Source organism: Streptococcus oricebi (genome assembly GCF_017883985.1).
In the GTDB taxonomy this organism is placed as follows: Bacteria; Bacillota; Bacilli; order Lactobacillales; family Streptococcaceae; genus Streptococcus; species Streptococcus oricebi.
This window is the reverse complement of record NZ_PRDG01000001.1, coordinates 232,234-247,173: the sequence shown is the minus strand read 5'-3', so window position 1 is coordinate 247,173 and position 14,940 is coordinate 232,234. Positions and strand designations below refer to the sequence as shown.

Genomic DNA, 14,940 nt, shown 5'->3' with positions numbered 1-14,940 from the left:
GTATTTTTATGGTATAATCTAAGGAGTATGAAACAAGGATATTCTAAGTATGCTGTTGTGGATTTGGAGGCGACAGGAGCCAGCAACAGTAGTAAAATCATTCAGGTTGGAATCGTTATTATTGAAAATGGCCAGATTCAGCAGACCTATCAGACCGACATCAATCCTCATGAACCCTTGGACGAGCACATCAAGGGCTTGACGGGTTTGAGTGATGCTAGGCTCAGTCAGGCTCCTGACTTTCAAGAGGTAGCCGCTGAAATTTATGACTTGATTGCTGATGCAATCTTTGTAGCCCACAATGTTAAGTTTGATGCCAATCTCTTGGCTGAAGCCCTGTTTTGGGAGGGCTTTGAGCTAAGGACTCCCAGGGTTGATACGGTAGAGCTGGCCCAGATTTTTTTTCCAACATTAGAAAAATATGGCCTCAGCAATCTTTGTCAGTGCCTGGATATTGACTTGACCGATGCCCACACAGCTATTGCCGATGCCCTAGCAACAGCAGAGTTATTTTTACAAATTCAGGCTAAAATTAAGAGCCTCCCCAAGGCCCTAGTGGAGGTCTTGCTAGATTTGAGCCAGCAGCTCATCTATGAGACCCACCTAGCCATTCAAGATGTTTACCAGCAGATGCCAGCTTGGGACTCTAAGACCTACCTAGAACGCCAGGGTCTCTTTTTCAGAAAACCCCAGGCCAGACCCAGGGAGCGAAAATTATCGACTGACTTTCAGAAAAATCTGGCTCTCTTGGGCCTAGACGAGCGTAAGGAGCAGGCTATTTTTGCCCGCTTTGTCCAAGAGGCCTTGGAAGAAGAGGAGTCTAGTTTTTTACAGGCCCAGGCAGGCTTAGGCAAGACCTACGGTTACCTTCTGCCCTTACTGGCTAGAAGGCAGAAAAAACTGGTGGTGACTGTGCCGACCAAGGTTTTGCAGGATCAAATTATGGAGAGTGAGGGCAGGAAGATTGAAGAAGTATTTGGGATTTCCTTTCACAATCTCAAGAGTCCTAGCTCCTACATCAAGCTCGACCTCTTTAAGGAGAGCTTGCAGCATAAGCAAGAAAATCGGCTAATTATCCGCTGCAAGATGAAAATCTTGGTCTGGCTGACTGAGACTCTGACCGGAGATTTGGACGAAATTGGCCAAAAACACCGCTACCAACCCTATCTTAAAACCATCAGTCATGACGGTAAAATTAGCAAGAAGTCCCTTTTTTATGGGGAGGACTTTTGGCAGCGAGGTCAGGAGAAGGCCAGCAAGAGTCGGGTTTTGATTACCAACCATGCTTATTTTCTTACCCGCCTAGAGGATGATAGCAACTTTATCAAGGGTCGTCTGGTCGTTGTCGATGAGGCCCAAAAGCTCTTTTCAGCCCTAGAAAGCTTTTCCCGTCAGTCTCTTAGCATGACCAAAATCTTACAAGGCCTCCAAGAGGAGCTAGCGGAGGAACGGCCCCTCTTAGAGAAACGCTTGCTAGAGAGTTTGCAGTTTGAGTTGGGACACCAGCTGGAACGTTTCCAAAGGGAGGGACTGGCAGAGCTAGAGCCTGGGGCCGTAGCTAAAATTCGCCAGGATCTTTCCGAGTTGGACTTGGCTAGTTTAGAGCCCTTAAAGGCTCTCTTTGCTCAGCAGTTTGACCAGTTTTGGCTAGAGAGCGAGCAATTAGAAAACCATCGATTCTTGAGTCTTCAAGCCGGGCGTTTTGCCCTCTTGGACTTTCAGGAATTTTTGCCAGAAGATGTCAAGTTATTCTTTGTCTCTGCCACCCTATCCATTAGTCGCAAGGTCAACCTAGCCAAGCTCCTAGGCTTTGAGCATTATCGCTTTTATAGCCTACCCTATCAGACTAGCAAGCAGCAGCAAATCTGGATTGATGAGACCTTTCCAGATGTGACCAAGCTTTCCCTTCATCAGTATGCCAAACTTCTGGTTCAAAGGATTGAAAGCCTGGCCCGTCTCAATCGTCCCCTACTTGTACTCTTCACCTCCAAGGACCTCTTATTGGCTGTGTCAGAGGGCTTGAGCTTGGCCCATCTAGCTCAGTATCGCAATGGCGAGGCCGCCAACATCAAGAGGCGTTTTGATCGGGGTGAGTCCATGATTCTTCTAGGGACGGGTAGTTTCTGGGAGGGGACAGACTTTGCCAGCCAGCAGCAGATGATTCAGATTATTACCAGGATTCCTTTTGATAATCCCAGCGATTTCTTCCCGCAAAAGATGAATAAGCAGTTGCGCTTGGAAGGAAAAAATCCCTTTTATGATTATAGTCTGCCGATTGCTATTTTGCGCTTAAAGCAGGCTCTGGGTCGGACCCTGAGAAACCACCAGCAGCAGTCAGCCGTCTTGATTTTAGACAATCGGGTTTACAGCAAGCGCTATAGCAAGCAGATTGAAAATGCCCTAGGCAAGCTAGCTGTCCTTTCAAGGACTGATTTCCCAGTGATTGAGGGAGAAATGAAAGACTTTTTTAGTCCAAGCAAGAAAAGGTCTAAAAGGTCTAGCAAAAAGTCTTAGGCCGATTAGACCGTCTATTTTCAAAGCAAAAGCCGCCAGAAAAGTTAGGAGGAAAGCCTCACTTTTGGGCGCTTTTTTGCTATAATAGGAGATATGATTATCTTACAAGCCAATAAACTAGAGCGCTCCTTTGCAGGGGAGCTACTCTTTGACAATATCAACCTGCAAATCGATGAGCGGGACCGCATTGCCCTGGTTGGGAAAAATGGGGCGGGAAAGTCTACCCTGCTGAAAATCTTGGTGGGAGAAGAGGAGCCCAGCGCCGGAGAAATTAACCGCAAAAGAGACCTGTCCCTTTCCTATCTGGCCCAGGATAGCCGTTTTGAGTCCAGCAAGACCATTTATGAGGAAATGTTGGCTGTCTTTAGAGATTTAAGAAAGCAGGAAAAGCAACTTCGTAAAATGGAGGAGCAAATGGGCAGTTTGGCTGGCTCTGAGCTAGACAAGTTGATGAGCCAGTACGATCAGTTGTCAGAGGATTTTCGTCAGGCTGGTGGCTTTAGCTATGAGGCCGATATTCGGGCCATTTTAAATGGTTTCAAATTTGACGAGACCATGTGGGACATGAAAATTTCTGAGCTCTCAGGCGGACAAAATACCAGATTGGCTCTGGCCAAGATGCTCTTAGAAAGACCCCAGCTTCTGGTCCTGGACGAGCCGACCAACCATTTGGATATCGAGACCATCGCCTGGTTGGAAAACTATTTGACCAACTATAAGGGCGCCCTCTTGATTGTCAGTCACGACCGCTATTTTTTGGATAAGGTGGCGACAGTGACCCTGGACTTGACCAAGCATTCTCTGGACCGCTATGTGGGGAACTATTCCAATTTTGTCAGTCAAAAGGAGCAGAAGCTCTTAACGGCAGTCAAAAATTATGAGAAGCAGCAGAAGGAGATTGCTGCCTTAGAGGACTTTGTCAACCGCAATCTGGTTCGAGCCTCTACAACCAAAAGGGCCCAGTCGCGCCGCAAGCAGTTGGAAAAGATGGATCGCCTAGATAAGCCTGGAGGTAGGGACAAATCAGCCAATATGACCTTTAAGGCCGACAAGGTATCGGGCAATGTCGTTCTAAAATTAGAAGATGCAGCCATCGGCTATGAGGGTCAGATTTTATCTGCGCCCATTAACCTTGACTTGAGAAAGCTAGGAGCTGTGGCTATTGTCGGTCCCAATGGGATAGGTAAAACCACCCTCATCAAGTCAATCGTGGGGCAGCTTCCCTTTATTAAGGGAAGCCAGCATTTGGGGGCCAATGTTGAGCTAGGCTACTATGACCAAAGCCAGAGCCATCTCACTCCGACTAATAGCGTCCTGGACGAGCTTTGGAATGATTTTAAGCTGACGCCCGAAGTCGAAATTCGTAATCGCCTAGGAGCCTTTCTCTTTTCAGGTGATGATGTCAAAAAATCAGTTGCTATGCTGTCGGGGGGTGAGCGAGCTCGCCTGCTCCTGGCTAAGTTATCCATGGAAAATAATAATTTTCTCATCTTAGATGAGCCGACCAACCACTTGGATATTGATAGCAAGGAGGTGCTGGAGCAGGCCCTGATTGACTTTGACGGGACCCTGCTTTTCGTCAGCCACGACCGTTACTTTATAAACCGGGTAGCCACCCAGGTTTTAGAAATCTCAGAGACCGGCTCCAAGCTCTATCTGGGTGACTATGACTATTACCTTGAGAAAAAGGCCGAGCAGGAAGCCCTCCAGGAAGAAGAAAGACAAGAGCAAAGCCAGGAGGAAGCTCCCAGCAATGATTACCAGCTCCAAAAGGCCAATCAAAAGGAGCAGCGAAAATTGCTCCGCCGCCTAGAGAACTTAGAAAGTCAAATCGAGCAAATCGAAACAGAACTAGCAGAGGTCAGCCAGCTCATGACCACCACCAATAATGCCGACCAACTTATGACCTACCAGGCCCAAATCGATGACCTCACCAAGCAGCAAGAAAACCTGATGGAAGAATGGGAAGAAGTGTCGGAGCGGGTGGAGTGACTCTCTTCTATTTGAAGACTAATGTGACTTTTCAAGCTCAGCCAAGCGGGACACCAGTAAAAAGCTGGACAAATATAAAAAGGAACAAGTTTAGTTTTCTGGCAGTCAGAATCCTATCTTGTTCCTCTTTTTATTTAACTTGTCAATGTGTAGAAGGGGTGAAAGATTTATAAAATCAAAATATTTCTATCCCTCTTTTTCACTTTTCAAACTCCGCCTTGCTTTTGATGTCCCCATATTCTTGAGGGACTTCTTGAGCGAGGATAGCCTCGTAGCTAGGTAGTTCTAAGTCGGCACCGTATTTATTTCTAAGGGCGGTGGTGACGAGGCGATAGGCTAGATTGGCATTGCGGGATAAAATAGGCCCGTGGAAATAGGAACCAAAGACATTCTTGTAATGAACGCCCTCGCAGCCGTCTTCCTGATTATTGCCATTACCATAGATGACCTTGCCTAGTGGTTTTTCATCATCTGATAGGAAAGTCCGTCCCTGGTGGTTTTCAAAACCATAGTAGGTTTCATTAAATTCTTCATTGTGAATTTTGATGTCGCCAATATAGCGGTTCTTGGTTTGGTTGAGCGTATAGTGGCCCATCAGACCCAAGCCCTCAATCCGGCGACCAGAAGCTTCAATATAGTATTGACCTAAAAGTTGGAAACCGCCACAGATGGCCAGAACCACCTTGTCTTCCTGGATAAACTGGCCCAGGGCTTCTTTTTTAGTTGGTAAGTCGCGGGCTACAACGGTTTGCTCATAGTCCTGACCACCACCAAAGAAGACCAAGTCATAGTAGTCCTTGTCAAAGTCATCTTCAAGAGAGACGATGTCGACCGTGACCCTGGCACCCAATTTTTCAGCTACATATTTGAGCATAAGGACATTACCATTATCTCCATAGGTATTGAGGAGATTGCCGTAGAGGTGGGCAATGTGCAAGTCGTAGGGGTAGTTTTCCTGACTGGGAGATGTAAGTGATGTGTAGACCATTAGTTCATCTCCTTTCTAAGAATGTGATGGCTGGCCAAAAGCTCTCTAAACTCCAGCATAGCTGTATAGGTAGCCAGGATATAGGCCTGCTGGCAGTCTTGCTCCTGGATGGCAGTGAAGATTTGCTCCAGCTCCTTCTTTTCTGAGATTCTGTTTGGGTCATAGCCGGCCACTCGCAAGCGGCGCGCGATTTCTGAATGACGGACACCACCGGCATTGATTTGAGGGATATCCATCTCTAATATTTGCTCAAAATCAGCATCCCAGATCCAGCTAGTATCAATCCCGTCAGCATAGTTGGCATTGAGTAGGACCGATAGGCTGAAAGGAAAAGGTGCTAGTTTAAGCATTTCCAAGGCCTGACTAGCTCCGACTGGATTTTTGATGAGCACCAGTGTGCATTCCTTGTCCCCAATCTTAAAGGTCTCTTGGCGACCAAAGACAGCTCGGCTCTTATCAAAGCCAGCCTTGATAAGGCTTGGTTCAAGCTTGAAAAATTGAGCAATCGACACCGCTGCCAAGGCATTGTAGATATTGTAGAGGCCCCCGATATTGATCTGGTAGTTTTGCTGGTCAATAACAAAGGCAGAGCGGTTGTGCTTGAGCTCAACCAAATCGGTCAAACGATAGTCAAGATTTGGGCGCGTGAAACCACAATGCTGGCAGATATAGTCCCCTAGATTGGCATAGGTATTGAGACGGTAGTTGAGGATATGCTCACAGTTGGGACAGAGAATCCCTTCGGTATTATAGTGGGCTAATTGGGGCTCTGTCTTTTCCAAATCAAAACCATAGTAACGAATTGGATTTTTGAGGGTTGTCGAGTTGAAAAGCGGACTATCTCCATTGAGTAGGACCGTAGCTTCTGGGACCTTATTGATGGCATCAAGAATCATCTGATAGGTAGTATAAATCTCCCCGTAGCGGTCCATCTGATCCCTAAAGATATTGGTCAGGACAAAAAGGCTAGGCTTAATGTAGTCACAGATGCGAGAAAGACTGGCTTCATCGATTTCAAGCACAGCAATTTTTCGTTCTTGCTTTCCCTTTTTGGCGGTCAAAAAGGTGGTCGTAATCCCGCTAATCATATTGGCTCCGCTGGGATTGGTCAGGACAGGACCATAGGCTTCTTGGAGGATACCTACGGTCAAGGCGGTGGTTAGGGTTTTCCCGTTGGTCCCTGTGACGACCACGACCTCATAGTCGGAGGCCAGGTTTTGCAACATGTCTTTATCTAATTTAAGGGCAATCTTGCCAGGCAGGGTGGAGCCACGACCCAAGTGGCTCAAAATAAAGTGGGAAGTCTTCCCTGCCAGGACACCCAAGGCTGTATTTATCTTCATAAAAATATTTTATCATAAAAAAAAGATTTAGGTTACAGAAAAATCCGCCTAAACGTGATATAATAGTAAAGAACGCTTTTTTGTTTGATAAATCAAAGCGGGAAGACCTCTTGAATCCAGTCTGAACAAGTAAGCTAAAGGGCGACTGGTTGGGGTTTTGCGAGTATTTTCTTTGAGTATAAAAGGATGAGTAAGTTATGAATTTTCAACAGTTATCCAATCCCCAGTACTGGTCTAATCTTTTTTCCAGTCCCTGGAGCATTGCGATCAATGTGCTGGATATTGCCTTGGTAGCCTGGATTTTGTATTATTTCACCAAGGCCATTGCCGGCACCAAAATTATGATTTTAGTCAGGGGGGTCCTCCTCTTTATTCTGGCCCAAATAATAGCTGCTAGTATCGGCTTGACCACCATTTCCTGGCTCTTTAACCAGGTTATTACCTACGGGGTTATCGCAGCAGTAGTGATTTTTACACCGGAGATTCGGACTGGTTTGGAGCGCTTGGGTCGGGCCACTGAGATTTTTTCAGCCACCCCGCTTAGTTCGGAAGAAAAGCTTATCCAGGCTTTTGTCAAGGCAGTGGACTATATGAGTCCTCGGAAAATCGGAGCTCTGGTCGCCATTCAAGGGAGCAGGACCCTGCAAGAATATATTGCTACGGGTATTCCTCTGGATGCAGATGTATCAGGTGAGCTCCTCATCAATATCTTCATTCCCAACACCCCTTTGCATGACGGGGCGGTCATTATTCAGGACGATAAGATTGCAGTCTCCTGTGCCTACTTACCCCTGACCGAAAACTCGGGGATTTCAAAGGAATTTGGGACCCGTCACCGGGCAGCCATTGGTTTGTCAGAAGTCTCTGATGCCTTCACCTTTGTCGTTTCCGAAGAGACCGGGGGGATTTCCATCACCCATAATGGGGTCTTTAAGCACAATCTCTCCTTAGAGGAGTTCGAGGCTGAATTACGCAAGGTCTTGATTCCGGGGCAGCCCAAGGACAAGCCAGCCCTGTTGGAGCGAATGTTAGGAGGTTGGCGCCGATGAAGAAAAGAAAGCAGATTTTATACATCACCTCATCGATTTTCTTTGCCCTGATTCTCTTTGTCTATGCGACAGCCAACAGCCTGCAAAATGGAAATCGGCTGAGGCAGGTCACCTCGGAGACCTATACCAATACAGTAGCCAATGTCCCAGTGGATATTCAGTACGATAGCAACAAGTACTTTATCAGTGGCTTTGCCTCAGAGGTTTCAGTCGTTTTGACCGGAGCCAATCGGGTCACCCTGGCTAGCGAGATGCAGGAAAGCACTCGGAAGTTCAAGGTGGTAGCCGATTTGACCAATGCCAAAATGGGAACAGTCGAGGTCCCTCTAAGCATTAAGAACCTAACTAGCGGGATTACCGCTACAGTCAATCCCGCCAAGATGACCATTAAGATTGGGAAAAAGGCCAGCAAGTCAGTCCTGGTCAAGCCCTCAATCAGCAAGGACCAGTTGGCGGACGGAGTAACGGTAGAAAGCGTTAGTCTAGGGGACAATAAGGTGACGGTAACGAGCGACCGGGAAACCTTAAAGCAGATTGATCATATTAAGGCGGTTTTGCCAAGCAGCGATGTTGTTTCTGGCAATTACTCGGGGACAGCCAGTCTGCAAGCAGTTGATAAGAACGGCTCTGTCTTACCAAGCGTGGTGACTCCTTACGAGACATCCATTAAGATTATGGTAAAGACAACCAGTTCTAGCAACTCAACCAGCTCATCAAATAACTAAACTAATTTTAAATATCGAAAGGATTATATAACAATGGGTAAATATTTTGGAACGGACGGAGTTCGTGGAGAAGCAAACGTAGAATTGACGCCAGAATTGGCTTTCAAACTAGGTCGTTTTGGTGGCTATGTTCTCAGCCAGCATGAAAGGGAGACTCCGCGGGTCTTTGTCGGACGCGATACACGTATTTCGGGGGAAATGCTCGAAAGCGCTCTGGTGGCAGGTCTCTTGTCAGTAGGGATTCGCGTTTATAAGCTGGGGGTTATCGCAACTCCAGGAGTGGCCTATCTGGTCAGATCAGAAAAGGCTAGCGCTGGGGTCATGATTTCGGCCAGCCACAATCCAGCCCTCGATAATGGAATCAAGTTCTTTGGTGGCGATGGCTACAAGTTAGACGATGAGCGCGAGCTAGAAATCGAAGCACTTCTGGACGCAACTGAAGATAGCCTCCCACGTCCAAGCGCCCAAGGTTTGGGGACTCTGGTTGACTATCCAGAAGGATTAAGAAAGTACCAACAATATTTGGTTTCGACTGGACTAGACCTAGAAGGCATGCATGTAGCCCTGGACACAGCCAATGGCGCAGCTTCAACCAGTGCCCGTCAAATCTTTGCCGACCTGGGTGCTAAGTTGACAGTAATCGGTGAAAATCCAGACGGACTCAACATTAACTTAAATGTCGGCTCTACCCACCCAGAGCTCTTGCAAGAAACAGTCCTTGAAGAGGGAGCTGCCCTGGGTCTGGCCTTTGACGGAGATAGCGACCGTTTGATTGCTGTTGATGAAAAGGGACAACTAGTTGACGGGGACAAGATTATGTATATCATCGGAAAATACATGTCCCAACATGGTCAGCTCAAGGAAAATACCATTGTAACTACTGTGATGTCCAATCTGGGCTTCCACAAGGCCCTGGACCGCGAAGGCATCAACAAGGCTGTTACAGCTGTTGGTGACCGCTATGTGGTTGAGGAAATGAAAAAATCAGGCTACAATCTAGGCGGAGAGCAGTCAGGGCATGTTATCATGATGGACTACAATACCACAGGTGACGGTCAGTTGACAGCTGTCCAACTAACTAAGGTGATGAAAGAGACCGGCAAGCCCCTTTCTGAACTAGCAGCAGAAGTGACTATCTACCCACAAAAATTAGTCAATATCCGCGTGGAAAATCAAATGAAAAATAAGGCCATGGAAGTACCCGCAATTGCTGCCATCATTCAAAAGATGGAGGAACAAATGGCCGGTAATGGTCGGATTTTGGTCCGTCCAAGCGGAACAGAGCCCCTCTTGCGGGTCATGGCAGAAGCACCGACTGATGAGGCAGTCAACTACTATGTAGACACCATTGCTGATGTCGTTCGAGCTGAAATTGGCCTAGACTAAGCCTATTTTGAAAATCATTTTGGAGGTTGAGGATTCGAGTCCCACCTCCTTTTCTGTTAAAGAAAAAAAGAAGAAGGCCAGGGCTAATTCCTCGCCTATTTTTTAGAAAAGATTTTCCCAGACAAGAAAATTTCTAACCCTGCTTGAACTAATTTTTGTTATAATAGTAGGAGTAGAAAGGAAGCGGACATGATGAAAAAATATCTACCAGGTTTGGCTCTAACCCTAGTTTTAGCTAGTCTTGCCATGCTTTTGGGCTCTTTTTTCCCCTTGATTGGCTCTAGCGTCTTTGCTATTCTTCTGGGGATTTTGCTCAATAATAGTTTGGGAATTAGGAAGGAATTTGAACCTGGCCTGCTTTTTTCTGGAAAGAAGTTATTGCAGTACTCCATTATCCTTTTAGGCTTTAGCCTATCTATCGGCCAGGTTTCAGCAACCGGAACCTCCTCGCTAAAAATCAGTATTCTGACGATTTTGATTGCCTTTGCGGTGGCTTATTTCTTTGGTCGCCTCTGGGGAATGAGCAAGGTCTTGACCCTTCTGATTGGCTTTGGAACAGCTATCTGCGGTGGCTCGGCCATTGCAGCGGCTTCCCCTATTTTGGAGGCCAAGGAGGAAGAAATAGCCCTGTCCATTTCAACTATTTTCTTTTTCAATATTCTAGCAGTTTTCCTCTTCCCCTTTTTTGGTCATCTCCTGCAGATGACAGATTCCACCTTTGGAGTCTGGGCCGGAACAGCCATTAACGATACCTCTTCTGTCGTCGCAGCTGGCTACACTTATAGTCAGGCAGCAGGAGATTTGGCTACCATCGTTAAGCTCAGTCGGGCCTTGATGATTGTTCCAGCCTGCCTTATCTTTGCTGCTTTTCGTTATCGCAAGTCCAAGCAAAAGGCTAAAAAAGTAGACCTGCGGACCATCTTTCCCTGGTTTATTCTCTGGTTTGTCCTGGCCTCGCTCGCAGCCAGTCTCTCCCTCGTCCCAGCTAGCTTGCTTCCTTTAAGCAAGCTTCTGTCTCAGTGGTTGATGGCCATGGCCCTAGCAGCTATTGGAGCCCGAGTATCTCTTAAACAGTTTAAAAAAGCAGGAGCTGCCCCCTTGATGACAGGGGCCCTAGCCTGGCTGGCAGTAGCCCTTTCCAGCCTTTTTATCCAGTATTTTTTAAGTTAAGAAAAGTGCAGACTTTGGAAAGTTTTTCCTTTTCTAGCGAGTCGTGAAGCAATAGCGATAAAGCAGTCTACCAACGGGCTTTGTATCTTGTGTAATTGAACACGCCCTAAAAACGTCGGAAATTAGAGAAACCTTCCTAGAAGCTAAGGCTTCTTCGTCAGGCTTCCTAAATTTCTCTCGTTTTCTCAACGGGCTTTGTATCTTATAATTGAACACGGGCTAAAATCCTAGTAAAAAAGACTCGCTTGCCTTGCTTCATCGAAGCGGCGCTAGAGTTGCGCAGTAGCTGACTGACAGTTGCCGTCGTCACTAAGTGACTTGCCATCAGTCTAGTCAGCCTTGCGTAGGTTTCGCAACGAAATTCTAGCGAATTTCTGCTCAGCCTAATATTTTTATACGGATTTCTTAACGCCCTTTGTATCTTATGGAACTGAACACGCCTAAAAACGTCGGAAATTAGAGAAACCTTCCTAGAAGTTAAGGCTTCTTCGTCAGGCTTCCTAAATTTCTCTCGTTTTCTTAACGGGCTTTGTATCTTATGTAATTGAACTCGAGCTAAAAGCTTCAGAAAAAAGATAGATTTCCTTGTGTGCAAGCACACAGCGTCAATCTCCTATTTTTCTCTTGCTTTTTACACGCTCTTGTATCTTATGGAACTGAACTCGGACTAAAAACTTTGAAAAAAAGATAAATACTCCTAGGAGCCTAGGCTCCGTCGTCGCATTTTCTATTTTTTCTTTGTTTTCTTAACGTCCTCGTATCTTATGTAAGGAGTGGTTATGTCTTCTCTTAAGCCCTCGATTGATTCTCGTGTGGATTATAGTTTAATTTTACCGGTATTTTGTTTGTTATTATTTGGTGTGGTGGCTATCTATGTTGCGGTTAGTCATGATTATCCGGCCAATGTTTGGAATATGGTGGGGCAGCAGATTGCCTGGATTGCTTTAGGTGTGCTCATCAGTTTTGTGGTCATGTTTTTCAATACCAAATTTCTCTGGCAGATGACCCCCTATCTCTATGTTTTAGGTTTGGCTTTGATGGTTTTGCCCCTTATTTTTTATAGTGATAGTTTGGTTGCCTCAACAGGGGCTAAAAACTGGGTGACCATTGGAGGAGTAACTCTTTTTCAACCTTCGGAATTCATGAAAATCTCCTATATTCTCATGCTATCGCGGACAGTTGTCAGCTTTATCCAGAGAAATAAGGAGCATGAACGGAGTTTGAAGTTGGACTTCCTTCTGATTTTAGAGCTCTTCTTCTATACCCTGCCAGTCTTGGGACTCTTGATTTTACAGAGCGACCTGGGAACGGCCCTAGTCTTTCTGGCTATCTATTCGGGGCTGGTCCTTATCTCTGGCGTGTCCTGGAAGATTATCCTCCCTGTTTTTCTAACGGCTATTATCTTGCTGGGAGGCTTCCTTCTGATTTTCATTTCAGATGGGGGACGGGGCTTTCTGCACCAGCTAGGGATGCCAACCTATCAGATTAACCGGATTTCTGCCTGGCTAGATCCCTTCCAATATGCCCAAACAACCACCTACCAACAGGCCCAAGGGCAGATTGCTATTGGTAGTGGGGGGATTTGGGGCCAGGGCTTCAATGTGTCCAATCTCATGGTTCCGGTCCGCGAGAGTGATATGATTTTTACGGTAATTGCTGAGGACTTTGGCTTTCTAGGCTCCACCATTCTGATCAGTCTTTATTTTCTCTTGATTTACCGTATGTTGAAAACGACCCTGCAATCCAATAACCAGTTCTATACCTATATGTCCACTGGTTTTATCATGATGTTGCTCTTTCATATCTTTGAAAATATCGGGGCCGTGACTGGTATCTTGCCCCTAACGGGGATTCCTCTTCCCTTTATTTCCCAAGGGGGGTCTTCCATCATTAGTAACCTCATCGGTGTAGGCCTCTTACTTTCTGTCAGCTATCAGAATAATCTAGCCGAAGAAAAGCAAGGGCATTATCAACGCAGACGTAAAAAAGTTATTCTTAGAAAAATTAGATAAGGAGAAAAAGATGAAAGTAGCTCTAATCCTAGCCAATGGTTTTGAAGAAATCGAAGCCTTGACAGTTGTCGATGTTCTTAGAAGGGCAAATATTGATTGCCAAATTCTAGGTTTTGAAGCTGAGCCTATCGGTTCCCATGCCATCAGTGTTAAGGCTGACCAAATCTGGACAGGAGATTTGACTGGCTACGATATGGTCGTCCTACCTGGTGGCATGCCCGGTAGTGAGAATTTGAGTAAGGACCCGCGTCTGCTTATTGCCCTAAAGCAAATGAGCAAGGAGCAGAAGTGGATAGCGGCTATCTGTGCTGCCCCTCTGGTCTTAGACGCTGCTGGTCTGCTAGAAGGGAAGAACTTTACCTGCTATGACGGGGTAGAGAATAGGATTGCCTCTGGTAGCTACCAAAAGGAGACAGTAGTTGTAGACGGAAAAATAATTACCAGTCGTGGTCCAGCAACGAGCTTAGCCTTTGCTTATGAGCTTGTCAAGCAGCTAGGAGGACCAGACCAAGACTTAGCAAAAGCCATGCTCTATCAAGATGTTTTTGGTTATTAGACAATCAGAGGCTGGGGACCTTGTCCCAGTCTTTTTCTTTTCCATTTTTCTATTTAGAAGGATAATAAATTAGTATAGAATAATAAAGGAGTAAAATCCGATAAATATTTTAGGAGACAATTAAACTATGAATTCATACGAAACTTCTTTCATACTGCTCTACTTTATTCTTCTGATTGTCCTTTATGTAGTTCCCATGTGGGGCTATTTTTACTAAGGCTGGAGTGGAAGGTTGGAAGAGCTTAATCCCTATCTATAATACCTATATGATTCAGACTATCAGTTTTGGTGAGGAAAAGAAGTGGTATTTCATCTTCTACTTCATCCCTATATTTAACAGCTTTTATGCTTTCTATGTTCTCTTTCATCTATCTCGTTCTTTTGGTCTCTCTAGGTTCGCATCCTTCTGTTACCTCTTCCTTATTCCATTTATGAACTTCTATATCGCTTTCAATAAAGGAGTCCAATATCAAGGAGCGAGGTCTCATGTCGGCCTATAAAATTAAAACAGCTATCAGGCTGTTTTTTTAGGCTTTCTATAGCATTTTTCAGGAAAAAACTGCTTATTTATGCTATAATAGAGGGTATGAATTATCAAGATTACATCTGGGATTTAGGTGGGACACTCTTGGATAATTATGAAAGCTCGACCAGGGCCTTTGCCCAAACCTTGGCTGATTATGGCCTGACTGCTGGTCATGACCAGATTTACCAGGCCCTAAAGGTATCAACGGACTTTGCCATCCAGCATTTTATTGCCGACAGCCCGACCTTTTTGAGGGATTATAAGGCCAAGGAGGCAAAAGAGTTGGCCCGGCCCCTCCTTTTTCCAGGGACTAGGGAGCTTTTAGAAAAAATTGTCGCCCGAAAAGGGAGGAATTTTTTGATTTCTCATCGGGATAAGCAGGTCTTGGACATCTTAGAAAGGACCGGCCTAGCCCCCTTTTTTACGGAAGTAGTGACCGCTGATAGTGGCTTTGAAAGAAAGCCCAGTCCCCAATCCATGCTTTATCTTAAAAAGAAATACAAGCTCGAGAAAACCCTGGTTATCGGAGATAGACCTCTTGACATAGAAGCTGGACAAGGGGCGGGTTTTGCCACCTATCTTTTTGACAATATGGACAATCTTGCATTATTTATGGGCCTAGCCGACCAAGGACCAAGCTTGAACTAGGAGAGTGAGCTGGCTCAAAGAGACCCAAACT

The 14,940-nt window shown here is 45.8% G+C and carries 13 protein-coding genes; 10 read left to right on the top strand and 3 right to left on the bottom strand.

Features of this window, described 5'->3' with window-relative positions; translation table 11 throughout:
- Positions 1 to 27: 27 nt before the first annotated feature.
- Together C4K46_RS01090 and C4K46_RS01085 are read left to right on the top strand one after the other, a co-directional pair.
- A complete protein-coding gene (locus C4K46_RS01090; protein ID WP_209626504.1) occupies positions 28 to 2,514 on the top strand; it encodes a bifunctional DnaQ family exonuclease/ATP-dependent helicase in 2,487 nt (828 codons plus the stop codon).
- 93 nt (positions 2,515 to 2,607) lie between these two features.
- The gene (locus C4K46_RS01085) at positions 2,608 to 4,506 is read left to right on the top strand and encodes an ABC-F family ATP-binding cassette domain-containing protein (RefSeq protein WP_209626502.1); all 1,899 of its coding nucleotides are present in this window, start codon (positions 2,608 to 2,610) and stop codon (positions 4,504 to 4,506) included.
- Between the two features lie 199 nt (positions 4,507 to 4,705).
- On the opposite strand, the gene gatD is transcribed toward C4K46_RS01085, so the two are convergent.
- A complete protein-coding gene (gene gatD / locus C4K46_RS01080) occupies positions 4,706 to 5,494 on the bottom strand; it encodes a lipid II isoglutaminyl synthase subunit GatD (protein ID WP_209626500.1) in 789 nt (262 codons plus the stop codon).
- The gene (gene murT, locus C4K46_RS01075; protein ID WP_209626498.1) at positions 5,494 to 6,837 is read right to left on the bottom strand and encodes a lipid II isoglutaminyl synthase subunit MurT; all 1,344 of its coding nucleotides are present in this window, start codon (positions 6,835 to 6,837) and stop codon (positions 5,494 to 5,496) included. The genes gatD and murT overlap by 1 nt, the downstream gene beginning before the upstream one ends.
- 197 nt (positions 6,838 to 7,034) lie before the next feature.
- Here murT and cdaA point away from each other — a divergent pair, with 197 nt between their 5' ends.
- The 4 genes from cdaA to C4K46_RS01055 all read left to right on the top strand — a co-directional run bounded on the left by cdaA (position 7,035) and on the right by C4K46_RS01055 (position 11,167).
- On the top strand, positions 7,035 to 7,886 hold the full coding sequence (gene cdaA, locus C4K46_RS01070) for a diadenylate cyclase CdaA (RefSeq protein ID WP_209626496.1): 852 nt from the start codon (positions 7,035 to 7,037) through the stop codon (positions 7,884 to 7,886).
- The gene (locus C4K46_RS01065) at positions 7,883 to 8,611 is read left to right on the top strand and encodes a CdaR family protein (protein ID WP_209626494.1); all 729 of its coding nucleotides are present in this window, start codon (positions 7,883 to 7,885) and stop codon (positions 8,609 to 8,611) included. Before cdaA ends, C4K46_RS01065 begins: the two co-directional genes overlap by 4 nt.
- A 33-nt stretch (positions 8,612 to 8,644) precedes the next feature.
- Complete coding sequence (gene glmM, locus C4K46_RS01060; RefSeq protein ID WP_209626492.1) at positions 8,645 to 9,997, top strand: phosphoglucosamine mutase; 1,353 nt, start codon at positions 8,645 to 8,647, stop codon at positions 9,995 to 9,997.
- A 192-nt stretch (positions 9,998 to 10,189) separates the two neighbouring features.
- A complete protein-coding gene (locus C4K46_RS01055; RefSeq protein WP_209627100.1) occupies positions 10,190 to 11,167 on the top strand; it encodes a YeiH family protein in 978 nt (325 codons plus the stop codon).
- Positions 11,168 to 11,369: 202 nt separating this feature from the next.
- Here the strand turns inward: C4K46_RS01055 and C4K46_RS10590 are convergent, their stop codons facing one another.
- On the bottom strand, positions 11,370 to 11,492 hold the full coding sequence (locus C4K46_RS10590) for a hypothetical protein (RefSeq protein ID WP_275946359.1): 123 nt from the start codon (positions 11,490 to 11,492) through the stop codon (positions 11,370 to 11,372).
- A 454-nt stretch (positions 11,493 to 11,946) separates the two neighbouring features.
- Between C4K46_RS10590 and C4K46_RS01050 the strand changes: the two genes are divergently transcribed.
- The 4 genes from C4K46_RS01050 (at position 11,947) to C4K46_RS01040 (ending at position 14,909) form a co-directional block, all read left to right on the top strand.
- Positions 11,947 to 13,179: an FtsW/RodA/SpoVE family cell cycle protein gene (locus C4K46_RS01050; RefSeq protein WP_209626490.1), complete on the top strand. Its 1,233-nt coding sequence runs from the start codon at positions 11,947 to 11,949 to the stop codon at positions 13,177 to 13,179.
- A gap of 10 nt (positions 13,180 to 13,189) precedes the next feature.
- Positions 13,190 to 13,735, top strand: a complete 546-nt coding sequence (locus tag C4K46_RS01045; protein ID WP_209626488.1) for a DJ-1 family glyoxalase III — start codon at positions 13,190 to 13,192, stop codon at positions 13,733 to 13,735.
- Positions 13,736 to 13,959: 224 nt separating this feature from the next.
- A complete protein-coding gene (locus tag C4K46_RS10680) occupies positions 13,960 to 14,235 on the top strand; it encodes a DUF5684 domain-containing protein (protein WP_420853763.1) in 276 nt (91 codons plus the stop codon).
- Between the two features lie 86 nt (positions 14,236 to 14,321).
- The gene (locus tag C4K46_RS01040; RefSeq protein ID WP_209626486.1) at positions 14,322 to 14,909 is read left to right on the top strand and encodes an HAD-IA family hydrolase; all 588 of its coding nucleotides are present in this window, start codon (positions 14,322 to 14,324) and stop codon (positions 14,907 to 14,909) included.
- Positions 14,910 to 14,940 lie beyond the last annotated feature (31 nt).